A 21,508-nucleotide genomic window follows, 5' to 3' on the forward strand; every position below is an offset into this window, starting at 1 on the left:
GTTCCCTGGCAAACGCCCTAAGCCTCGGCGCATGGCATCGCAAGAGATCGAGGCACTGAGTTCCGCACTCGCCCGGCTTCCCGGGCTGGGGCCGCGTTCTGCGCGGCGCGCGGTGCTGTGGCTGGTAAAACGGCGCGAAACCGCGCTGGTGCAATTGCTGAAAGCGCTGGGCGACGTGCAGGAGCGGCTGGTGGAATGCTCCACCTGCGGCAATGTCGATACCTGCAACCCCTGCGGCATCTGCGGCGATCCCCGGCGCGATGCGCGCTCGCTCTGCGTGGTGGAGGACGTGGCAGACCTTTGGGCGCTTGATCGCGCGCGGCTGTTCACCGGCCGCTACCATGTGCTGGGCGGGCGGCTTTCGGCGCTGGAAGGCGTGCGGCCGGAAGACCTGTCGATCGGCAAGCTGCTCGAACGGGTCGAAGCGGGCGGCATCGACGAGGTAGTCCTTGCGATGAACGCCACCCTCGAAGGCCAGACCACCGCGCATTACATCGCCGAAAGGCTGGAAGGCATGCCCGTGCGCATCACCCAGCTGGCCCATGGCCTGCCGGTGGGGGGCGAGCTTGACTACCTGGACGAGGGCACTTTGGCCCAGGCGCTCAGGGCAAGGCGTCCTGTGGGTTGATTGCGCGCGCTTGCGGCCCTATCTGGCGCCCATGGCCATTCTCCCGATCCGCGAAATCCCCGATCCCATCCTCAAGCAGGTGTCCGTGCCGGTCGATACCTTCGACGACCAGCTCAAGATCCTCGTCGCCGACATGTTCGAGACGATGTACGATGCCCCCGGCATCGGCCTTGCCGCCGTGCAGGTGGGCGTGCCGATCCGCCTGCTCGTGATCGACCTTCAGCCCGAGGACCCGGATGCGGAGCCGGAAGTCTGCACCGCCCACGGCGGGCACGAACACACGCACCAGCCGCTCAAGAAAGAGCCGCGGGTGTTCATCAATCCCGAAATTCTCGAAGCTTCGGAAGAGCATACGGTCTATTCCGAAGGCTGTCTCTCGGTTCCCGAGATCTACGCCGATGTCGAGCGGCCCAGCCGCATCCGCGCGCGCTGGCAGGATCTTGATGGCAAGGTCCATGAAGAGGAGATGGAAGGCTTGCTTGCCATCTGCCTGCAGCACGAGATGGATCACCTGGAAGGCGTGGTCTTCATCGACCATCTTAGCCGCCTGAAGCGGCAGATGGCGATCAAGAAGCTGGAAAAGCTGCGCAAGGCCGCCTGACGGCCGCTCAGCTTTCTGCGTGAACCTCGCGGTTAAGCGCGGTCAGCGCGGCGCGGCAGGCTTCCTCGCATTCGCGGCACATCTGCGCGCAGCGGCGGCAGTGCGGGTTGTTGTGCTGCGCGCATTCCATGCCGCAGACGGTGCAGGCCTCGATGCAGACCGCCAGGATGGAACGGATCAGGTTGCGGTCGTGCCCGGTGCGGCGCATCCCGGCGCGGGCCATCAGCGTGCAGACATCCGAGCAATCGAGGCACAGGCGGATGCACTGGCTCATGTCCATGGCTTCGGCCAGGCAGGCATCGGCGCAGGAATTGCAGATGGCGGCGCAATCGACGGCGTGCTTGACCGCCGTGCCAAGCGTGGAGTTGTAATCGCTCCCGACCTGCGGGTGTTCGGAAATCATGGCTTCGATGGACATGGGGCGGACTCCTGTGGGGGAGGGCAAACCGGTGAACGCCACGCGCGTTCCACAGCTTGCTGCAACCTCCCCTTGCACGCGGCGGCGTTCGGTATATGTTCCGGCGAATGGACATTCCTTCGCTTGTCGCCATCATTGCCTGTCTCGCCATCGGCCTGGCGCTCGGCTGGTTCCTTGGAGGCCGCCCGGCCGCAGACCTGCGCGCGCGGCTGGCCGATGCCGAACAGGCGGCAAAATCGCGCGAGGAGGAATTCCGCCGCGCGATCAAGGAACTGGGCGATGCCTCGATCCGCGTCGCGACGCTTGAGGCCAACGCCGCCGCCTTCGAGGAAACCAAGCGCTCGCTGATCGAGGCGCAGGAGAACCTCAAGAGGGAGTTCGAGGCGGCAGGGGCGAAGATCCTGGGGCAGGCGCAGGCCGCGCTGCTTGAGCGCGCCGAACAGCGCTTTACCGAAAGCGAGAAGCAGAGCGCGGAACGGCTCAAGGCGCTGCTGGCGCCGGTGGACCAGCGTCTGCGTTCCTACGAAGAACAGGTGGGCGCGCTGGAAAAGCAGCGAGTCGATGCCTTCGGCCATCTTTTCGGCCAGATCGAGCAGCTGCGCATGGGGCAGGAAAAGGTGCGCGAGGAAGCCGCGCGGCTCGGCAATTCACTGCGCAATGCCCCCAAGGCGCGCGGTCGCTGGGGCGAACAGCAGCTGAAGAACCTGCTCGAACAGTGCGGGCTGTCGGAACATACCGACTTTGTGACCGAGCACTCGGTCGATACTGCCGAAGGCCGCCTGCGGCCCGATGCAGTGGTGCGTATCCCGGGACAGAAGAGCCTGATCATCGACGCCAAGGTCTCGCTCAATGCATACCAGGATGCCTTCGCCGCCGATAATGAGGATGATCGCATCCGCTTCCTCGCTGCCCATGCGGCTTCGATGCGCAACCATGTGCAGCAGCTTGGCGCCAAGGCCTATCACGCGCAGTTCGAAGAAGCGCCCGACTATGTGGTGATGTTTGTGCCGGGCGAACATTTCGTCGCCGCCGCGCTCGAACACGATCCGGACCTGTGGAATTTCGCGTTCGATCGCCGGGTGCTGCTGGCCACGCCGACCAACCTTGTCGCCATTGCCCGCACGGTCGCCATGGTCTGGACGCAGGACAAGCTGGCGCAGGAGGCGATGGAGATCGGGCGACTGGGGACCGAGATCTACGAACGGATCGCCACGGCCGGCGAACACCTGAAGGGCGTCGGCGCCGGGCTGGACCGCGCCGTGCGCAAGTACAACGATTTCGTCGGCTCGTTCGAGCGCAACGTCCAAAGTTCGGCCCGCAAGCTGCGCGACAAGGGCGTGGCGATCGGCAAGCGCGAGGTTGAGGACGTGCCGCTGGTGGAAGCCCAGCCGCGCCATGGCGAGGTTACCGAAGCGGCCGCGCTGCCGCCTGCCGGTGCCGCCAATGACGAGGCTGCGGCCTAGTCAGCCGGCGGCGTTCCGGCGCGGGTGAATACCGCGTTGTGGCCAGCACCGGTGATGGTCAGGCGGTGGTGCAGCACGGCCATGCGCGGGCGCGAGGTGAGCAGGGTGGACAGCGCCTGTTCCTGCGCCATCAGCCCTTCGCAGTACATCCGCGTGCCGACCAGCCCGTCGACCACCAGCTTGCCGCCTTCCAGCTTCCATTCGCTGCCCATGCCGTTGCAGCCGACCGAGGCGCTGAGGCGGTTGCCGGAAAACGACAGGCGGGCGCGATCGTTGCTGACCTTTGCCCCGTCGAGCGTGGTTAGCTGCCAGCTGGTATCGCGCAGACGCGCAACTGTGGCGCTGGGCGGCGGTGCGCAGGCGATGAGCACGGGCAGGGCGAGCAGGAAGGCCTTGATCTTCATGGCGGCAGGTTGTGCGCGCGCACCTGATCGCAGGCTGAACGGGCTGGCTCAGCGGTCGAGCGCGTCAAGCACCTCGTAAGCCAGCACGGCTCCGGCGACCGCCGCGTTAAGGCTGTCGGCGCGGCCCTTCATCGGCATGGTCACGCGCAGGTCGCAGGCCAGTTCGTATTCCTCTGGCAGGCCGCGCGATTCGTTGCCGATCAGGATGAAGCAGGGCGCGGCATAGGGCGCGCCGCGATAGGGCACGGCATCGCGCAGGCTGGCTGCGACCAGCTGGCCGGGGCCGGCGCGCAGCCAGGCGATGAACTCGTCCCAGCGGGCCTGCGCCACCTTCTGCGTGAACACCGCACCCATGCTGGCGCGCACGGCTTCGACCGAGAAGGGATCGGCGCAGTCGTCGATCAGGATCAGGCCGCCGGCACCCACGGCATCGCCGGTACGCAGCATGGTGCCCAGGTTGCCCGGATCGCGCAGCGCCTGCGCGACCAGCCAGATCTTCGCGCTGTCGCGTTCGATGCTCTCGATCCGGGTGTCGAATTCGGCAAAGACCCCGGCCACGGCCTGCGGGTTGTCCTTGCCGGTGATCTTGCCGAGGATGTCCTCGCTCGTTTCGATAACCTCGCCGCCCGCAGCCACGACATCGGACTCCAGCGCGGAGAGCAGCGGGTGGGGATCGCGCCGCTCGGCCATGACCAGGATTTCCGGCAGGTGGCCGCATTCGCGCGCGTCGGTCAGCAGCCGCAGGCCCTCGGCCAGGAACTTGCCAGCGGCCTTGCGGTGCTTCTTTTCGCGCAGCGAGCGCAGGAACTTGACCGTGGGATTGGAAAATCCGGTGATCTGGCGACGCAAGCGGTCAGTCCTCGCCGAAGCCGTCCAGCACCAGGCCGACCAGCTTGGGCATGATGGTTTCCGCACCATCGCCGCGCGCGACGATCTCGATCGTATCGCCCTTGGCCGCGCCCAGCATCATCAGGCCGAGGATGGAGGCGCCGTTCGCTTCGTTGCCGTCCTTGTGCACCGATACGGAAACGGCCGGCGGCAGCTTTGCCACGAAGTTGACGAACTTGGCGCTCGCCCGGGCGTGCAGGCCACGCTGGTTGACGATTTCTACCGTCTCGCGAAGTTCCCCCATTCGCTTCAGGCCTCCTGCCCCAGAAATTCGGAAGCAACCGTGATGTAGTTACGCCCCGCCTCACGCGCGGCGGCAACCGCGCCGACCACGTCCATCGTCTTGCGCGCACCGGCCAGGCGGATGAGCATCGGCAGGTTGATCCCGGCGATCACTTCGACTTCGCCCGCGCGCAGCAGCGAGATGGCAAGGTTGGAAGGGGTGCCGCCGAACAGGTCGGTGAGGATGATCACCCCGCTGCCGGAATCGACCTTGCGGACGGCATCGGCAATGTCCTTGCGGCGCTTTTCCATGTCGTCATTGGGTGCGATGCAGATCGTCGCCACGGCTTCCTGCCGCCCGACAACGTGTTCCATCGCATAGACGAATTCGACCGCGAGGGCGCCGTGGGTAACCAGAATCAGCCCGATCATGTGAGGTCCCAAACGCGAATTGACGGGCGCAAATGGGCTTGTTCAGATCGAAATTCAATAGGCTTCATGGCCGATTGCCACCGCCTTCCACGATATTCGCCGCGCGCGAGCCGAGATTGCGGTGGTGCAGGGTGGGGGCATAGCCCGCGCGGCGCAGCGCCTCGCCGATCTGCTCGGCGGTGAACACCGAGCGGTGCCGCCCGCCGGTGCAGCCGAAGGCGATGTGGACATAGGCCTTGCCCTGCGCTTCGTAGCGCGGGATCAGCGTCAGCAGCAGGTCGCGCATCTGGGCAAAGGCCGTGTCGAAAGCGGGATCCTGGCGGATGTGTGCGCCCACCGCCTCGTCCTTGCCGGTCAGCGGGCGCAGCGATTCCACCCAGTGCGGATTGTCGAGGAAACGCATGTCGAACACCAGGTCGGCCACGGGGGGCATCCCGCGCGAGAAGCCGAAGCTGGAGACGGTAATCGTCATGCCCTGATCGGAGACAGGCGCGAAGCGCTCGCGCACCTGCTGCTGCAGGTCGTTGGTCGACATGTCGGTGGTCACGATCACCATGTCCGCCCAGCGGCGCAGCGGCTCCATCAGCTCGCGCTCGGCGGCGATGCCCGATGCGGCGGGCATGTCGGCGGCCAGAGGGTGGCGGCGGCGGGTTTCGTTGTAGCGCCGTTCCAGTTCCTGCCCCGAACAGTCGAGGAACAGCGTGCTCACCTCAAGATCGGTGCGGTCGGCCAGGCGCTTCACCCGGTCGATGATGGCGTGCGGATCGAAGCCGCGGGTGCGCGAATCGAACCCGATGGCCAGTGGCGGGCGCAGCCCTTCGGCGGTCTCAGCCGGTTTGCCGATCAGCTGGCCGAGCATGCGGATCGGGAAATTGTCGATCGTTTCCCAGCCAAGGTCTTCCAGGACGCGCAGGGCCGTGGTCTTGCCCGCGCCAAGCAGGCCCGTGACAAGCAGCACGCGCTGGCGGCTTTCCGGTGATTCGGCGGCAGTCTGGCGATTGGGCATGGGACATGCTGTTTGCGCGCGGGCGCGTGGCTTGTCCACTGTCCAACGGGTCAGGGGGCAGGTCGATCAGCCGAGCCCGTACTTCTCCAGCGCCAGTTCCGCGCGCAGGGGGAGGACCGGGCTTTCCGGCCAGAGGCGCACGAGGGGGAGCGCGGCACCGCCACGCTCGCAGGGCTCGGCCGCGTCGATAAAGCGCGGCGCTTCAGGATCGAGCACGATCACCAGCGCGACGGGAACATCGGCAGTGCAGGGCATCTCGACCAGCCCGACATTGCGCACCTCGATCAGGCCGGCAATGGCCGGGGCGGGGCTGGCGAACAGGCGGTCGTCACGCCGGGCAAGGGCAATGCCGTCATCGCCCACCAGCTGCGCCCCCCGGTCAATCAGCGCGAGCGCGAGGCTGGACTTGCCCGAGCCCGGTGCGCCTTCAATCAGCACGCCGCGGCCACCGATGCCGACGCAGCTCGCCTGGTGCAGCGCACTCACGCCAGCGCCTCGGGCAGTTCCAGCATCAGGCAGGCCCCCGGCTTGCCATCGGGCCGGTCGCAGGCGGCCAGGGTGCCTTCGTGAGCATCGACGATGGTCCGCGCAATGGCGAGGCCAAGCCCGGAATGGCTGCCGAAATCCTCGCCATCGGGGCGAACCGAATGAAAGCGTTCGAATACCTTTTCGCGCGCTTCCGCCGGAATGCCCGGGCCGGCATCGCTGACGGTCAGGCGGATGCGGCCTTCGCTGCGCGTCAGTTGCACGTCGATCCGGCCACCGGGGGGAGAGAAGGATACGGCATTGTCGAGCAGGTTGTGCAGCACGCGTTCCAGCCGCGCGGCATCGCCCATCACCATGGCGCGTCCCTTGCCAAGCTTGAGCACCAGTTCGCGTCCGGCATCGGCACCGCGTTGTGCGCGCTCGCCCGCCAGCGCCCGGACCAGAGCCGCGATGTCGAGCGGCTCGAAGGCGGTGCGCGAAAGTTCGGCGTCGATACGGCTGGCATCGGAAATCTCGGTCACCAGCCGGTCGATGCGGCGCACATCATGCGCGGCGATCTCGGTCAGCTGGCGGCGGAGGGCGGGATCTTCGACCTTTTCGAGCGATTCGATGGCGCTGCGCAGGCTGGCCAGCGGGTTCTTTAGCTCATGCGCGACATCGGCGGCGAAGCTTTCGGTGGCGTCGATGCGCTGGCGCAGGGCGGCGGTCATGTCGGAAAAGGCGCGGGCGAGCATGCCGATCTCGTCGCCGCGCTCCGGCAGGCGGGGCACCACAACCTCGCGGTCGCGCCCCAGCCGCACGCGGACTGCGGCGCGCACCAGCGCCTTCAAGGGCAGGACGATGGTGCGGGCAAGGAACAGCGACAGCAGGATCGAAAAGGCGAGCGCGATCCCCACGACGATCGCCAGCGTCTGGCGCGCATCGCGCACCTTCTGGGTAATGTCGGTGGCATTGCGCGTGGTCAGCAGCATTTCCCCGCGCTCGCCCACCGGCGTGGCTGCGGTGAAAACCGGGGTGTCATCGGGCGCATGACGCTGGCGGACGATTGCCTCGCCGCGTTTTTGCGCCTCGGCTACTTCGGGCCAGGCATCGGCCGTCGGGATAGCCGCCTCGACATAGCGGGCCACCTCGGGCGCACCCACGGCGAAGTTCATGCTGCGATCGAGCAGGCGCGCCGCATCCTGCAGCCAGGGTTCGCGCGTCGGATCCTTGAAGGTGAAGCTGGGGTCGGCCAGCAGGAAGGAGTCGGCGATCTGGTGGCCGCGCGCATCGTAGAGGCGCAGGCGCAGCTGCTGCTCGGTGCCGATGCGGGCAAGCAGCGGCGGGCGCTCGGCGCGAGGCGTTTCGGCAAGCGCGTCGGCAATGATCAGGGCTTCGGACCGGGCCAGTTTCGATCGCTCGGACAAAAGCTGGTTGCGATAGGAATCGAGGTAGAACAGGCTGCCTGCGACCAGCGTGATGGCAACGATGTTCACCGCCAGGATGCGCGTGGTCAGCGACATGCGCCGCGACCAGTAGAGCCGGTCGGGCTCGTCCTGGCTGGCCTCCTCAAGCCTCGGCAAAGCTGTAGCCCGCGCCGTAAAGCGTCTCGATGCCGGAAAATTCGGCGTCGACTTCGCGGAACTTGCGCCGCAGCCGCTTGATGTGGCTGTCGATGGTGCGATCGTCGACGAAGATGTCGTCGCTGTAGGCCGCGTCCATCAGCTGGTTGCGGCTTTTGACCACGCCGGGGCGCGAGGCGAGCGCCTCGAGGATGAGGAACTCGGTAACGGTCAGCGAAACCGCCTTGCCATCCCAGGTCACGCGGTGGCGCGCAGGGTCCATCTCGAGCCGGCCACGGCGGACCGGTTCGGGCATGTCTTCCTCCTGCCCTTCATCGGGATGGCTGCGCACGAAATCGCTGCGCCGCAGGATCGCCTTGATCCGCGCGGTGAGCAGGCGCTGGCTGAAAGGCTTGGCGATGTAGTCGTCCGCCCCCATCGCCAGGCCCAGCGCCTCGTCCGGCTCGCCGTCCTTGCTGGTCAGGAAGATCACCGGCAGGTCGGATTTATCGCGCAGGCGTTGAAGCAGTTCGAGGCCGTCCATCCGCGGCATCTTGATGTCGAAGATGGCAAGGTCCGGGGGATTTTCCAGCAGCGCCTTCAGCGCCGTCTGCCCGTCGGTATAGACCCGCGTGGCGAAACCTTCCGCCTGCAGCGCGATTGACACCGTTGTCAGGATATTCCGGTCATCATCGACCAGCGCGATGACCTTTGGTTCGGAGGGCGGGGTTTCTGCCATGGACACGGGTTAGCCGCTTGCGCGCTGACTGACAATTCATCGTGCAAACAGGTCAGACCAATTGGATTTCTGCGGTTTTTGCCCCCTCTCCAATTTGACGGGACCCCCTTGGTGGACTATGCGCCGCCCCGAATCCAGCCGCACGCAATAGTGGTCTGACCGCCTGAATTCGGGCTGTCCGGCCACAAGGGAGCCAGACCAGACCATGACCCTTGCCTATTCGCTCGACAAACAGGGCCTCACCACCGGCGCAACCCTCCATGCCAACCTTGGCACGGCCCCGCTGGTTGAACATGCACTGCGCAAGGGCGAAGGCCGCCTCACCAAGAACGGCGCCCTGCTGGTCGATACCGGCAAGTTCACCGGCCGTTCGGTGAAGGACAAGTTCGTGGTCCGCGATGCCACCACCGAAGACTCGATCAACTGGGGCAAGATCAACCAGCCCATGTCGGTCGATCACTGGGCGAACCTCAAGGCAGACTTCCTCGAAGCGCTGAAGGGCCAGAACGAGCTTTACGTTGCCGACCTGTTCGGCGGCAGCCAGCCGGAATACCGCGTCAACGTGCGCGTCATCACCCAGATGGCATGGCACAGCCTGTTCGTGCGCACCCTGCTGGTCCGTCCGACGGCGGACGAACTGGCGAACTTCGCGCCCGAATACACCATCATCAACCTGCCCAGCTTCAAGGCGAACCCGGAACGCCACGGCTGCCGCAGCGACACGGTGATCGCGGTCAACTTCACCGAGAAGCTGATCCTGATCGGCAACACCGAATATTCGGGCGAAATGAAGAAGGGCGTGTTCGGCCTGCTGAACTACCTGCTTCCCGCACAGGGCGTGATGCCGATGCACTGTTCGGCCAACATCGGCGCCGACGGCACCAGCGCAATCTTCTTCGGCCTTTCGGGCACGGGTAAGACCACGCTTTCGGCCGACGCCAGCCGCACCCTGATCGGCGATGACGAACATGGCTGGTCCGACCAGGCCGTGTTCAACTTCGAAGGCGGCTGCTACGCCAAGATGATCAACCTTTCGGCCGAAGGCGAGCCGGAAATCTACGCGACGACCAAGATGTTCGGCACGATCCTCGAGAACGTGGCGATGGACGAGGAAACCCGCGAGCTGGACTTCACCGATGCCAGCAAGACGGAAAACACCCGCGGCGCCTATCCGATCGAGTTCATCCCGAACACCAGCGAGAAGAACCTCGGCCCGCCGCCGTCGAACATCATCTTCCTCACCGCCGATGCCTTCGGCGTGCTGCCTCCGATCGCACGTCTAACGCCGGAACAGGCGATGTACCACTTCCTGTCGGGCTACACCGCCAAGGTGGCCGGCACCGAAATCGGCGTGACCGAGCCGGAAGCCACCTTCAGCACCTGCTTCGGCGCTGCCTTCATGCCGCGTCACCCGTCGGTCTATGGCAACCTGCTCAAGGAGCGCATCGCCAAGGGCGGCGCGCAGTGCTGGCTGGTCAACACCGGCTGGTCGGGCGGCAAGGCCACGATGCCGGGGATCAAGCGCATGCCGATCAAGGCCACCCGCGCCCTGCTCAACGCCGCGCTCGACGGCAGCCTGAACAATGTCGAATTCCGCAAGGACCCCAACTTCGGTTTCGAAGTGCCGGTTTCGGTTCCGGGCGTCGACACCAAGCTGCTCGATCCGCGCGGCGCCTGGGCCGATGCGGCGGAATACGACAAGACCGCAGCCGATCTGGTTCGCCTGTTCGCCGATAACTTCGCTCAGTTCGAAGACTATGTGGACGAAAAGGTGAAGGCCGCAGCGCTCGTCGCCGCCTGATCCGGCACTGAAACGGCCTGGGCCGGCTGCCTTGCCGGCCCGGGTGTTTCCCCGAATTTACTTTTATTTCCGGGTGATCCGGCGCAGACTCCCACGCTTGTTGCAGTGGGAGTTTTTGCAATGGGTCTGCTTGATGGAATCCTTGGCCAGCTGGGTGGCGATGTCGATATCGGCTCCATCGCCGAGAAGTTCGGCATCGATCCGGCCATGGCCGAAAAGGCGGTTGCGGCGCTTGGCGCAAGCCATGCCGAGCCGGGCGACACGATCGAAGGCGCTGCCGCCAGGACCGGTCTTGATGCCGGCACGCTGAACGAGATCGTTGGCAGCCTGGGTGGCGAGGGCGGCGTTGGCCAGCTTTCCGAACTGCTCAAGGGCAATTCCGCACTGTCCGGCCTTTCCGGGATCCTGGACCGCGATGGCGATGGCAATCCGCTCGACGATCTGGCCGGGCTTGCGGGCGGCTTGCTTGGCGGCAAGTCCTGAGGCGGATTTTCCAGCCTGAACAAAAGGCCGCGGCACCTGGTGGTGTCGCGGCCTTTTTCCTTTTCGGCACTCGTCGGCAGGGCAGGTCGATCAGGCCCTTGCCCCGGCGACATAGCGATCGACATTGAGCGCCAGCACGTCGAGCGGCACGTTGCCGCCATCGACCACCGCCTGGTTGAAATCGCGCAGGTCATACTTGCCGCCTAATGCGCCCCGCGCGCGGTCGCGCTGGCGGTTGATCTCGGTGTGGCCCATCTTGTAGCCGCAGGCCTGTCCGGGCCACGAGCAATAGCGATCGATTTCCGGTGCCAGTTCCGCCAGGCCCGAACCGTTCGCCTCGGCAAACCAGTGCAGCGCCTTGTCGCGGCTCCAGCCCATGGCGTGGATGCCGGTATCGACGACGAGGCGGCAGCAGCGAAAGGCGATGCCCTGCAGGTAGCCAAGCCGGCCGACGGGATCATCGTCATAGGCGCCCAGTTCGTCCGCCAGCTGCTGGGCATAGAGCGCCCAGCCTTCGGAATAGGCGTTGAACGCCAGCAATGAGCGGATCAGCGGCAACTGGTTGGAATATTCGCCCTGCCAGACGTGGCCGGGGATGCCTTCGTGGAACACCAGGTCCGGCACCGAGAAGCGGCTGTGGCGGTCCGTGCTCGAAAGGTTGACCCAGACCTTGCCCGGGATGGTGCCATCGATCGATCCCGCCCCGCCATAGGCGTTGGGCGCGCCGGCTTCTTCTGCCGGTGGCAGGCGGCGGATCTCGATGCGGCCGGGCATGACCTTGCGGAAGGCGAGCGGCATCTTGCCGCGGATGAAGGCGATCTTGTCCTCCATCAGCTTGATGATTTCCCGGCGGCCTTCGTCATTGTTGGGGAACTGGTATTCCGGTGCTTCGCCCAGCGCCTTCATCCGCTCGCCCACGGTGCCGCGGGTATGGCCAAGCTTTTGCAGGATAGGTTCCATCCGGGCCTGCAGTTCGGCCAGTTGGGCCTTGCCGATCTCGTGGATTTCCTTCGGGCTGAGGCGCGTAGTGGTGGAAGCGCGAAGTCCCCAGGCGTACCATTCCTCGCCATGCGGGCGGTGAAGCATGCCCGCCTCGGACGTGGCGCGGGTACGCTGCTTCTTCAGCTCCTCAAGCTGGCGCTGGAGCGCGGGCAGGACCGAGGCGCTGACCATGCCCTGTGCCCGCTTCTCCCAGTCGCCGGGGAACATCCGCGTGCGGCTGACCAGCGATTGCACCATGCCGCTGTTGCCGCTGCCGGCATCGGCGATCGAGCGTTCCATCTGGGCGATCGCCTTGTCGAGCAGGAAATCGGGCGCGACCAGCCCCTTCGATCCGGCATCCTTCAGGCGCTCCAGCTCGCCATCGAGCACCGAGCCCATGCTGGAGAGGCGCTTGAGGTAGGCCTCGGCATCCTCGGCATTGCGGACCGGGTGATCGCCATCGAGGAAGCGCGGCGTATCGAGATAGGCGCCGACGTTCTGGATCACCACATAGGGCGTGTTGCGCCAGCCGCCGATGGCGACATCGCCATAGGGCAGGGCAAAGCCGTCCAGCGCGGTCCTGAAAGCGCTGGTGACAACGGCGAGGCTGGTGCGGGTCGAGGCATCGACCTTGTTCACCGGGATCGCGGAAACCTGCCGCAGCGAGCTGCGCAGCAGGTCTGCCCGGGCCTTCACGCCCGCAGGCGAGCGATCCTCAAGCTGCGATCGCAGCGCGGCATGGGCGCCGGTATCGATGCCCAGCGAAGTTGCGCCCTCGGGCGAAAGCTTCAGCAGGCCCCAGGCAATGTCATCGAGCAGCTTCGTCGCGCGCGCCTGCACGGTGGCCTTGGGCGCGGCGAGGGCCGATGCGGGAAGGGTGAAGGCAGCCGAGGCGGCGGCGATGCCGCCCAGCGCCTGGCGTCGGGTAAGGGACTGGTTGCTCATGCAACGATGTCTGGAAAGCTGCGCGGGCGCTGTCAAATGCAAATCCGTTTTGATAAACGAAAGGCTATTCGTATGTGCGGATGAATTGATTATCGACGTCAATCAAACGCATCTATACGGGTTTGCTTGGAAGCTTCCTCGCGGAGGACCTTTGCTCGTCGCCAAGCGAAGACTCCAATGATCAACAAGCCTGGAAGGTAAATCAATGCCCCGTCCGGACGCCATGCCCCGCCATCAGCAGAGCCAAAGCCGAAGAGGACGACTGCGGTAAGGTATCCTGCAACAGTACTGAACAATTTTCCTTTCATGGGATCATTGGCAAGCCGCATAAAGACCAGCTTTTCCCAAATCAGCTGGAGAATATAGACAGCAAGAATGCCTCCAACAACTTGACCCATTTTGCATAACCTATTGATTAAATAAATTAAAGTTTGAAATTAGCAGTCGCTCTGCAATTCGGCAAGCCTTGCAATGTCCTGCTTTGCCTTGAGAATGTTGGGTGATACGGAGCCGCCATGCTGAACACTGCACTCTCGCTCATGATGCTGGCGATCATCGCGCTGGTCCTTGGCGCCGTTTACCTGCTGCGCCGGGGCGGCGCGAAGAAGCAGGCACTGCTCATGCTGTTCCTGGCGATGGTGCTGGGCGTCAATGTCGGCATCTGGACGCTGCCCGACAGCTCCGGCAAGGCGCCGGTCGACCAGTCGAAATAGGCCGCGCCGGGCCGGTACCCGATCAGCGGATCGGGCAATCCGGCGAAAGGCGGAAGTCCAGGTACTTGTCCACGGCGAGCATCATGTCGTCCATTTCGTTTTCGTAGAAATGGTTGGCCCGCGGGATTTCGTCGTGGTGGATGGTGATGTGCTTCTGGGTGCGCAGCTTGTCCACCAGCTTCTGCGTGGCGTTGGGCGTTGCCACCGTATCGGCCGCACCCTGGACGATGATGCCCGAAGCCGGGCAGGGCGCCAGGAAGCTGAAATCGTACATGTTCGCCGGCGGCGAGATGGAGATGAAGCCGCGGATTTCCGGGCGGCGCATCAGCAGCTGCATGCCGATCAGCGCGCCGAACGAATAGCCCGCGATCCAGGTGGTGCTGGCTTCGGGGTGGATCGACTGCACCCAGTCAAGCGCGGCGGCGGCGTCGGACAGTTCGCCGATGCCGTTGTCGAAGCTGCCCTGGCTGCGGCCGACGCCGCGGAAGTTGAAGCGCAGAACGGCGAAACCGCGGGCCACGAAGGTCTTGTACATGGCCATCGTGATGCGGTCGTTCATCGTGCCGCCCGCCTGCGGGTGCGGGTGAAGGATCATGGCGACCGGCGCGCGGGGGCGGCTGGCAGGCTGGAAACGGCCTTCGAGACGACCTTCGGGGCCGGGGAAAATCACGGCTGGCATAGCGCTGTCACCTTGCGTTAGGGGCCCTTTGCGCGGCGTCCCGGGAAATTGTCGGATGCCGGCCCGCTGGGGGCTATGATATGGAAGCAGGCGCTATATAGAAACCAGGCTCGGAAAAGCAACGATTGCGAACATGGCCTCCGATTTCATCTACCTAGACCACCAGGCGACGACGCCGCTCGCCCCCGAAGCCCTGGCCGCCATGCTGCCCTGGCTGTCCGGGCCGGAAGCGCCGGGCTTTGCCAATCCGCATTCGATGCACCGCGCAGGCCGCGCGGCGGCCTCTGCCGTGGAGGTGGCGCGCGAACAGGTCGCGGCGCTGCTGCCCAAGGGCGGCCGGGTGATCTTCACCAGTGGCGCGACCGAGGCGATCAACCAGGCGATCCGCGCCAATCCGCGGGGCGATGTGGCCTGTTCGGCGATCGAACATTCCGCCGTGATCAATGCCGCCGTGGCGACCGGGGCTGCGCTGCACGAGCTGCCGGTCAGCGCTGAAGGGCTGGTCGATCCCGAAGTGGACCTGCCCCAGGGCGTCGGCCTTGTCGCGGTGATGCAGGTGAATAACGAAATCGGCACGATCCAGCCGGTCGCCCGCCTCGCCGAGCGCGCGCACGATGCAGGGGCGCTGTTCCTGTGCGATGCGGTGCAGGGGGCAGGCAAGATCGCCCCGCCGGAAGGCGCGGACCTGATCGCGATCACCGCGCACAAGCTTTACGGCCCCAAGGGGATCGGCGCCCTGTGGGTGCGCGACGGCGTGGCCATTGCGCCCTTCATGGCCGGTGGCGGGCAGGAAAGCGGCCTGCGATCGGGAACGCTCAGCCCGGCGCTCTGTGCCGGGTTCGGCGCGGCGGCGGCCCTGGCGAAAGAGCGCATGGATACCGATTTCCAGCACCTTTCCGGACTTGCCGGCCTGGCCCGTTCCATCCTGCATCGCTGGACGGTGAACGGCAGCGAGGAAGCGCGCTGGCCGGGCAACCTCAACCTGCGGCTCGATGGCCTGAACTTCCCGCGCCTGCTCAGCGATTGCCGCGATATCGCCTTTTCGGCAGGCTCTGCCTGTGGCAGCGGCACCGGGGCGCCCAGCCGCGTGCTTTCCGCCATCGGCCTGCAGCCGGCGGAAGCGCGCAATTCGATCCGTATCGGCTTCGGCCGCTATACGACGGCGCAAGAGGTTGAAACCGCATGCCGGGCGCTGGAAGCCGCCGCGCAGGCACAGGGAGTTTGACGTTCATGGTCCGCGTAACCTTCATCACCCCCGAAGGCGATCAGGTGAAAGCCGAAGCGGCGGCAGGCACGCGCCTGCTTGAGGTGGGCCAGGCCGCCGGCATGCCGCTGGAAGGCACTTGCGAGGGCCAGATGGCCTGTTCCACCTGCCACGTCATCGTGGGGGCAGACTGGTTCGACAAGCTCGACCCCGCCAGCGAGGACGAGGAGGACATGCTCGATCTTGCCGCCGGTGTCGCGCGCACCAGCCGGCTTTCCTGCCAGATCACGCTGAGCGAGGCGCTCGACGGGATCGAGGTGCGGATACCGGGCGAAAGCCGCGACCTGCAGCGGCTGTGAAGCCCTAGCTGATGATCGCGATCACAATCAGCGCGATCACCAGGGCATGGGCCGCGAACAGGCCCACGCCCTTGACGAAGCCGTGATACAGTTCCTCGTGGTAGTGGCGGTCCTTCACCGATTGCATGGCATTTCTCCTCTGGCTGGAGCGATCGGGCCCGCCGGTGAAAACAGATGGCGGAAAATCCTGTTCCCGAGGTGGTTCGCAGTGCAGCAGGTTGCTAAGGCTCTGGCGCAATGACCACCGAGACCACCGAACCCGATCCGTTTGACGCCATCGTCGATGCGCCGTTCGATTCCGCGCTTTCCGAGCGCTACCTGGTCTATGCGCTGTCCACCATCACCGCGCGTTCGCTGCCCGACCTGCGCGACGGGCTGAAGCCCGTGCACCGCCGCCTGCTTTGGGCCATGCGGCAACTGAAGCTCAACCCCAACGACGCCTTCAAGAAATCGGCGCGCGTGGTGGGCGACGTCATCGGCAAGTACCACCCGCACGGCGACCAGTCGGTCTATGATGCGATGGTCCGCCTCGCGCAGGATTTCTCGCTGCGCTATCCGCTCGTCGAAGGGCAGGGGAACTTCGGCAACATCGATGGCGATAATGCCGCCGCCTATCGCTATACCGAGGCGCGGCTGACGAAGACAGCAATCCAGCTGATGGCCGGGCTGGATGAAGGCACGGTCAACTTCATTCCCACCTACAACGGCGAGGAAGAAGAGCCCGAGATCTTCCCGGGCCTTTTCCCGAACCTGCTGGCCAACGGTTCTTCCGGCATCGCGGTCGGCATGGCGACGAGCATCCCCAGCCACAACGTCCATGAAATCATCGATGCCACCCTGCTGCTGATCGACAACCCCCATGCCGAGCACAGCGCGCTGATGGAAATCTTCCAGGGGCCGGATTTCCCGACCGGCGGCGTCGTGGTGGATAGCCCGGCGGTGATTTCCGCCGCTTACGAGACGGGCAAGGGCGCCATCCGCGTGCGCGGCCGCTTCTCGACGGGCAAGGACGCGGAAGGCAACTGGGAAGAGACGGGGATCGAAAAGCTGCACGGCGGGCAGTGGCAGCTGGTGATTTCCGAAATCCCCTACATGGTCGGCAAGAGCAAGCTGATCGAACAGGTTGCCCAGCTGATCGCCGACAAGAAGCTGCCGATCCTGGAAGACGTGCGCGATGAATCGGACGAACAGATCCGCATTGTCTTCGTGCCCAAGAGCCGCAACGTCGATCCCGAACTGCTGAAGGAATCGCTGTTCAAGCTGACCGACCTTGAAAACCGGTTCAGCCTCAACCTCAACGTGCTGGATGATAGCCGCACCCCCGGCGTGCTTTCGCTGCGCCTGCTGCTGCTCGAATGGGTCAAGAGCCAGATCGATATCCTGGTGCGCCGCAGCCAGCATCGCCTGGCCAAGATCGCCGACCGGCTCGAACTGCTCGAAGGCTACATCATTGCCTATCTCAACCTCGACCGGATCATCGAGATCATCCGTACCGAGGACGAGCCCAAGCCGATGATGATGGCCGAATTCCTGCTGACCGACCGGCAGGCCGAAGCGATCCTCAACATGCGGCTGCGTTCGCTTCGCAAGCTTGAGGAAATGGAGCTTCGCCGCGAACGCGATGACCTGCTGGCCGAGAAGGAAGAGCTGGAAAAGCTGCTGGAAAGCCCGGCCCGCCAGCGCACCCGGCTGAAGCGCGATCTGGCGGCCCTGCGCAAGGACTATGCCGAGGATACCGCGCTGGGTCGCCGCCGCACCACGATTGCCGAGGCCGCACCGACGGTCGAATTCAGCATGGACGCGATGATCGAGAAGGCGCCGGTCACGGTAATCCTTTCGGCCAAGGGCTGGATCAGGGGCGCCAGCGGGCACGAGGCGCTCGACAAGGAATTCAAGTACAAGGAAGGCGATGGCCCTGCCTTCGCGCTCCACGCGCAGACCACCGACAAGCTGCTGGTCGCCTGCGACAACGGGCGGTTCTACACGCTGGGCTGCGACAAGCTGCCTTCCGCGCGCGGCTTTGGCGAGCCGATCCGCACCATGGTGGATATCGACGCCGGGGCGGAGATCGTCGGCCTGCTCGTCTACAAGCCCAAGGCGCAACTGCTGCTGGCATCCACCATCGGCCGGGGCTTTGCGGCAGAAGCCGATGAACTGCTGGCCGAAACACGCAAGGGCAGGGGGGTGATGACCACCAAGCCCGGCGTGAAGCTGGCCGTGGTCCGCGAAATCCCGGCCGAGCACGATCACGTCGCCGTGGTGGGCGAGAACCGCAAGCTGGTGATCTTCAGCCTTGAAGAGCTGCCGGTGCTCGCCAAGGGCCAGGGCGTGACCCTGCAACGCTACCGCGACGGCGGGCTGGCCGATGCGACCACGCTGAAGCTCGATGAAGGCCTGTCATGGAAGATGGGCGGCGAAACCGGGCGCACCCGCACCGAAAGCGACATGCGCCTGTGGAAGGTCGCCCGCGGCGCAGCCGGCCGCCTGCCGCCCACAGGCTTCCCGCGCGACAACAAGTTTTAGGCCGGGTCTGCCGGGCTCGCGGCCTGCGGGTTTTTCGGTTCCAGAACCAGCGTGCGGCCTTCCACGCGCCAGCCCTTGAGGCGCGAGAGGAAGTTCATGCCCAGCACGTTGGTCTCGCCCAGGCCGGGGGCGATCACCGCGTCGAGATCGCGCGCGACGATATTGCCGAAGCGCAGCTCACCGATTGTCGCAAGTTCGGCCATGGCCTGGCCGTTGGCGGTGCGCAGCACGATCGGTGCGCGCATCGGCTGCCTTTCCAGCCTTGCCTGTTCGGCCACGCCGGGGGACAGGGCGGTCAGCGTCGCGCCGGTATCGACCATGAAGCGCACCGGCGTGCCGTTCACGCGCGTGCGGATCCAGAAATGCCCGTCGCGCGACATCTGCACGCGGGTTTCGCGGCCTTCGACCACCTGTTCGGGCATGCCGACGCCGGGCAGGGTGATTTCCGCACCGGGATTGAGCCGCGCCACCTGCGCGATCGTCAGCAGCAGCGCCGCGACAAGTCCCAGGTTGCCGATGCCGCGAACGAAGCCACCGAAACGGGGCAGGCTGCGGCGGATCATGCCGCCCAGCACGGTGACGAACACTGCCGCCAGTGCAAGGCTGAGCAGCGGCTGCGACTTGAGGAATTCGAGCAGGCCGGCCGGGGTCATCGTGCCATCCTGCCAGACTGCGGCTTTCGCTTAGCTGACCGAGGCAATCGCGGCATCGAGCAGGGCTTCGATCCGGTCGTCGGCAAAGCCGGCGGCAACCCACTGCGCCTCCACGCCGCGCAGGATGCGGGCCACCTCCGGCCCGGCCTTTACGCCTCGGGCAACGATCTCGCCGCCTTTCAGCGGGAAGACGGGAATGGTCCAGCCCTCGAGCGGCTTCGCGTCAGCCCCCGCAAGCAGCAGCCGGTCAAGCGCGCTGTCCATGCCGAGGCGATAGGCCAGCGCGCGCGCATCCTGCACCGCGCCATCGCGCGCCGCCGCGGTTGCCAGCCGCTTCTTCTGCGCGCCCGACAGGCGGAACCGGCTTGCCACCTGTTCGGACAGCGCCGCATCGGCGGGCAGCAGCGCGGCAAGGCGGCGCACGGGATCGGGGGCAATGGACTGGCGAGCCTCTTGCGCCACCAGTGCGGCAAGCGCGGGAACATCTGCTTCGGGCAGGACGACCGCCAGCACCCCCAGCTCTGCCATGCGCGCAACGGTCGGTGCCGGATCGGGCAGGCCGAGCAGGTTCAGCATCTCCATGCCGATCCGCTCGCGCGACAGGCCCTTGAGTGTTGCCGCCAGTTCCGCACAGGCTTCTTCTGCTTCCTTGTCAGCCGGTTGCGAACCAAACCTCGCCTGGAAACGGAAATAGCGCAGGATGCGCAGGTGGTCCTCGCGGATGCGCTGGCGGGCATCGCCGATGAAGCGCAGACGGCGCGCTTTGAGGTCGGCGACGCCGCCGAACCAGTCAAAGATCTCAAGCGTAGCGGGGTCGGCGTAAAGCGCGTTCATGGTGAAGTCGCGCCGCGCGGCATCGTCCTGCCAATCGCTGGCAAAGGCCACCGTGGCGCGGCGGCCATCGGTGCTGACGTCATGGCGCAGCGTGGTGATTTCCACCGGGCCAAAGGGCAGGACGGCGGTGATCGTGCCATGTTCGATCCCGGTCGGCACATTGCGGATGCCGGCGGCGGAAAGGCGGCGGATCACCTCGTCGGGCAGCAGCGGCGTGGCGATGTCCACGTCCTTCACCGCGATCTCCAGCAGGGTATCGCGCACCGCTCCGCCGACATAGCGGGCATTGCCTTCGCCCAGCACGGCAACCAGAGCGGCGATGTCGTCGCGCCGGGTCCATCCGGCAGGGGGCAGCCGCTCACCCATGCCAGCGCAGCCGCTTGGCGAGGTTGACGATGATCGCCGCCGTCACGCCCCAGGTGTTATGGTCCTGCCAGGGAATTTCGTAATAGGGCCGCATGCCGCCTTCCCATTGCACCCAGCGTTCAAGGTGGTTGTCGTCGTGCAGCATATGCGAGACCGGCGCTTCGAACCACTGCGCGACTTCGGTGGGGTTGGGGACAATTTCGATATCGGCGGGAACGGTTGCCAGCACCGGGGTGATCTCGAAACCGGAATGGGCGCGATAGACATCGCCCTTGCCCACCACCCGCACCTTTTCCGGCCGGATGCCAAGCTCTTCCCACGCTTCGCGCAGGGCGGCTTCCTCGGGCGTCTCGTTGCCGTCGATCTTGCCGCCGGGAAAGGCGATCTGGCCGGGATGGGCGCGCATGTTCGAGGGGCGGTGCAGCAGCAGCATGCCGGGCTCATCCCGCTCGGTCATGGCGACGAGGACGGCGGCGGGGCGGAACTCCTCCACCACCACGGCGCTCCAGTCCTCGAACAGCCGGGGCGGCGGCGATCCGTCGTAACCGGCGCGATAGAGCGCCGAGAGCCGTTCGTGCACCCGGCTCATGCCGGCACCAGCGAAAAGCGCTGCCCCATGCTGGTCACGCTGAGGTCATCACTGGCGAGGGCGAGGTCGACCAGCTGGGCATAGGTGGAACGGTTCAGTCGCGCCTCGCAGCCGTGGCGCACACCAAGGTAAAGCGCGGGCACCTCTGCATCGCCGCGCGCGATGATCGGATGGGCGGCATCGGCAATCACGGTATCATCGCTATTGAGCCGGAAGGCCAGCGCCTCTCCCTGCTGCACAAGGTCAACCGCGATGAAGGCGGCATCGTCCACCGCGATGGTCAGCATTTCCTGCGGCGTGACCAGCCAGTGCTGCCCGTCCGCATCGCGGCGCAGCAGGGTGGAAAAGGCGCGGACCATGGCCGGGCGGGTGATCTCTCCGCCCTGGTGGAACCAGCGGCCGTCGGCGGCGATCCGCATTTCGCTGTCGCCGCGCTTTTCCGGCTGCCATTGGTCGACCGGCGGCAGCTTGCGCTCGGCCACCAGCGTCGCGATCTGCGTCAGGGAAAGTCCGGCAAGTTCTGGCGGCGGTTCGTAGGGCATCTGCAAAA

Annotated in this window: 26 protein-coding genes; 9 read left to right on the plus strand and 17 right to left on the minus strand. The window is 65.7% G+C overall.

The features are described from left to right. Positions 1-31 precede the first annotated feature (31 nt). Both recR and def read left to right on the plus strand, forming a co-directional pair. On the plus strand, positions 32-628 hold the full coding sequence (gene recR, locus C0V78_RS00550; RefSeq protein ID WP_101795951.1) for a recombination mediator RecR: 597 nt from the start codon (positions 32-34) through the stop codon (positions 626-628). 31 nt (positions 629-659) lie between these two features. Beyond that, complete coding sequence (gene def, locus C0V78_RS00555; protein ID WP_101795952.1) at positions 660-1,229, plus strand: peptide deformylase; 570 nt, start codon at positions 660-662, stop codon at positions 1,227-1,229. A 7-nt stretch (positions 1,230-1,236) separates the two neighbouring features. On the opposite strand, the gene C0V78_RS00560 is transcribed toward def, so the two are convergent. After that, entirely contained in the window at positions 1,237-1,647 is a 411-nt protein-coding gene (locus tag C0V78_RS00560; RefSeq protein WP_101795953.1) for a four-helix bundle copper-binding protein, read from the minus strand. 107 nt (positions 1,648-1,754) lie between these two features. Here C0V78_RS00560 and rmuC point away from each other — a divergent pair, with 107 nt between their 5' ends. Then, a complete protein-coding gene (gene rmuC, locus C0V78_RS00565) occupies positions 1,755-3,110 on the plus strand; it encodes a DNA recombination protein RmuC (RefSeq protein WP_101795954.1) in 1,356 nt (451 codons plus the stop codon). Here rmuC and C0V78_RS00570 read toward each other — a convergent pair. The 8 genes from C0V78_RS00570 to C0V78_RS00605 all read right to left on the minus strand — a co-directional run bounded on the left by C0V78_RS00570 (position 3,107) and on the right by C0V78_RS00605 (position 8,828). Next, complete coding sequence (locus C0V78_RS00570) at positions 3,107-3,514, minus strand: META domain-containing protein (protein WP_101795955.1); 408 nt, start codon at positions 3,512-3,514, stop codon at positions 3,107-3,109. The genes rmuC and C0V78_RS00570 overlap by 4 nt on opposite strands. Before the next feature lie 48 nt (positions 3,515-3,562). After that, positions 3,563-4,363 (minus strand): RNA methyltransferase, encoded by an 801-nt coding sequence (locus C0V78_RS00575; protein ID WP_254049765.1) that lies wholly within the window; start codon positions 4,361-4,363, stop codon positions 3,563-3,565. 4 nt (positions 4,364-4,367) lie between these two features. Continuing rightward, positions 4,368-4,646, minus strand: coding sequence for an HPr family phosphocarrier protein (locus tag C0V78_RS00580; RefSeq protein ID WP_101795957.1), 279 nt, complete (start codon positions 4,644-4,646; stop codon positions 4,368-4,370). A gap of 5 nt (positions 4,647-4,651) precedes the next feature. Then, positions 4,652-5,056, minus strand: coding sequence for a PTS sugar transporter subunit IIA (locus tag C0V78_RS00585; protein WP_101795958.1), 405 nt, complete (start codon positions 5,054-5,056; stop codon positions 4,652-4,654). Positions 5,057-5,120: 64 nt separating this feature from the next. Then, positions 5,121-6,062 carry an RNase adapter RapZ gene (gene rapZ / locus C0V78_RS00590; protein ID WP_101795959.1) on the minus strand — a complete coding sequence of 314 codons (942 nt, stop codon included), beginning with the start codon at positions 6,060-6,062 and terminating at the stop codon, positions 5,121-5,123. A 66-nt stretch (positions 6,063-6,128) separates the two neighbouring features. Further along, positions 6,129-6,548 (minus strand): HPr kinase/phosphorylase, encoded by a 420-nt coding sequence (locus tag C0V78_RS00595; RefSeq protein WP_101795960.1) that lies wholly within the window; start codon positions 6,546-6,548, stop codon positions 6,129-6,131. Further along, complete coding sequence (locus C0V78_RS00600) at positions 6,545-8,050, minus strand: ATP-binding protein (protein ID WP_101798109.1); 1,506 nt, start codon at positions 8,048-8,050, stop codon at positions 6,545-6,547. The genes C0V78_RS00595 and C0V78_RS00600 overlap by 4 nt, the downstream gene beginning before the upstream one ends. A 46-nt stretch (positions 8,051-8,096) precedes the next feature. After that, the gene (locus C0V78_RS00605) at positions 8,097-8,828 is read right to left on the minus strand and encodes a response regulator transcription factor (protein ID WP_101795961.1); all 732 of its coding nucleotides are present in this window, start codon (positions 8,826-8,828) and stop codon (positions 8,097-8,099) included. Positions 8,829-9,033: 205 nt separating this feature from the next. Here C0V78_RS00605 and C0V78_RS00610 point away from each other — a divergent pair, with 205 nt between their 5' ends. Both C0V78_RS00610 and C0V78_RS00615 read left to right on the plus strand, forming a co-directional pair. Further along, positions 9,034-10,629 carry a phosphoenolpyruvate carboxykinase gene (locus C0V78_RS00610; RefSeq protein WP_101795962.1) on the plus strand — a complete coding sequence of 532 codons (1,596 nt, stop codon included), beginning with the start codon at positions 9,034-9,036 and terminating at the stop codon, positions 10,627-10,629. 120 nt (positions 10,630-10,749) lie between these two features. Next, entirely contained in the window at positions 10,750-11,112 is a 363-nt protein-coding gene (locus tag C0V78_RS00615) for a hypothetical protein (protein ID WP_101795963.1), read from the plus strand. Between the two features lie 90 nt (positions 11,113-11,202). Here C0V78_RS00615 and C0V78_RS00620 read toward each other — a convergent pair whose 3' ends face one another. After that, positions 11,203-13,038, minus strand: a complete 1,836-nt coding sequence (locus C0V78_RS00620) for a DUF885 family protein (protein WP_101795964.1) — start codon at positions 13,036-13,038, stop codon at positions 11,203-11,205. Positions 13,039-13,136: 98 nt separating this feature from the next. Then, complete coding sequence (locus tag C0V78_RS00625) at positions 13,137-13,436, minus strand: hypothetical protein (protein ID WP_101795965.1); 300 nt, start codon at positions 13,434-13,436, stop codon at positions 13,137-13,139. A gap of 117 nt (positions 13,437-13,553) precedes the next feature. Between C0V78_RS00625 and C0V78_RS00630 the strand changes: the two genes are divergently transcribed. Continuing rightward, on the plus strand, positions 13,554-13,751 hold the full coding sequence (locus tag C0V78_RS00630) for a hypothetical protein (protein ID WP_371514409.1): 198 nt from the start codon (positions 13,554-13,556) through the stop codon (positions 13,749-13,751). 22 nt (positions 13,752-13,773) lie between these two features. Here the strand turns inward: C0V78_RS00630 and C0V78_RS00635 are convergent, their stop codons facing one another. Next, entirely contained in the window at positions 13,774-14,430 is a 657-nt protein-coding gene (locus C0V78_RS00635; protein ID WP_101795966.1) for an alpha/beta hydrolase, read from the minus strand. A 133-nt stretch (positions 14,431-14,563) separates the two neighbouring features. On the opposite strand from C0V78_RS00635, the gene C0V78_RS00640 reads away from it, so the two are divergent. Together C0V78_RS00640 and C0V78_RS00645 are read left to right on the plus strand one after the other, a co-directional pair. Then, the gene (locus tag C0V78_RS00640; protein ID WP_101795967.1) at positions 14,564-15,655 is read left to right on the plus strand and encodes a cysteine desulfurase family protein; all 1,092 of its coding nucleotides are present in this window, start codon (positions 14,564-14,566) and stop codon (positions 15,653-15,655) included. 5 nt (positions 15,656-15,660) lie between these two features. Further along, positions 15,661-15,993, plus strand: a complete 333-nt coding sequence (locus tag C0V78_RS00645) for a 2Fe-2S iron-sulfur cluster-binding protein (protein WP_101795968.1) — start codon at positions 15,661-15,663, stop codon at positions 15,991-15,993. A gap of 4 nt (positions 15,994-15,997) precedes the next feature. Here C0V78_RS00645 and C0V78_RS15195 read toward each other — a convergent pair whose 3' ends face one another. Beyond that, on the minus strand, positions 15,998-16,120 hold the full coding sequence (locus tag C0V78_RS15195; protein WP_256385655.1) for a hypothetical protein: 123 nt from the start codon (positions 16,118-16,120) through the stop codon (positions 15,998-16,000). Between the two features lie 110 nt (positions 16,121-16,230). Between C0V78_RS15195 and parC the strand changes: the two genes are divergently transcribed. Further along, positions 16,231-18,516: a DNA topoisomerase IV subunit A gene (gene parC, locus C0V78_RS00650; RefSeq protein ID WP_101795969.1), complete on the plus strand. Its 2,286-nt coding sequence runs from the start codon at positions 16,231-16,233 to the stop codon at positions 18,514-18,516. Here the strand turns inward: parC and C0V78_RS00655 are convergent. From C0V78_RS00655 to C0V78_RS00670, 4 genes are read right to left on the minus strand one after another with little or no spacing between them, the layout of a single operon-like run. Further along, positions 18,513-19,169, minus strand: a complete 657-nt coding sequence (locus C0V78_RS00655) for a TIGR02281 family clan AA aspartic protease (RefSeq protein WP_101795970.1) — start codon at positions 19,167-19,169, stop codon at positions 18,513-18,515. The two genes, parC and C0V78_RS00655, sit on opposite strands and share 4 nt — an antisense overlap. Positions 19,170-19,199: 30 nt before the next feature. Next, positions 19,200-20,369, minus strand: a complete 1,170-nt coding sequence (locus C0V78_RS00660) for a CCA tRNA nucleotidyltransferase (protein WP_101795971.1) — start codon at positions 20,367-20,369, stop codon at positions 19,200-19,202. Then, a complete protein-coding gene (locus tag C0V78_RS00665) occupies positions 20,362-20,958 on the minus strand; it encodes a CoA pyrophosphatase (RefSeq protein ID WP_101795972.1) in 597 nt (198 codons plus the stop codon). Before C0V78_RS00665 ends, C0V78_RS00660 begins: the two co-directional genes overlap by 8 nt. Continuing rightward, the gene (locus tag C0V78_RS00670; RefSeq protein ID WP_101795973.1) at positions 20,955-21,500 is read right to left on the minus strand and encodes a DUF1285 domain-containing protein; all 546 of its coding nucleotides are present in this window, start codon (positions 21,498-21,500) and stop codon (positions 20,955-20,957) included. The genes C0V78_RS00665 and C0V78_RS00670 overlap by 4 nt, the downstream gene beginning before the upstream one ends. Positions 21,501-21,508: the final 8 nt, after the last annotated feature.

This window comes from Novosphingobium sp. TH158 (genome assembly GCF_002855555.1).
Lineage (GTDB): Bacteria > Pseudomonadota > Alphaproteobacteria > Sphingomonadales > Sphingomonadaceae > Novosphingobium.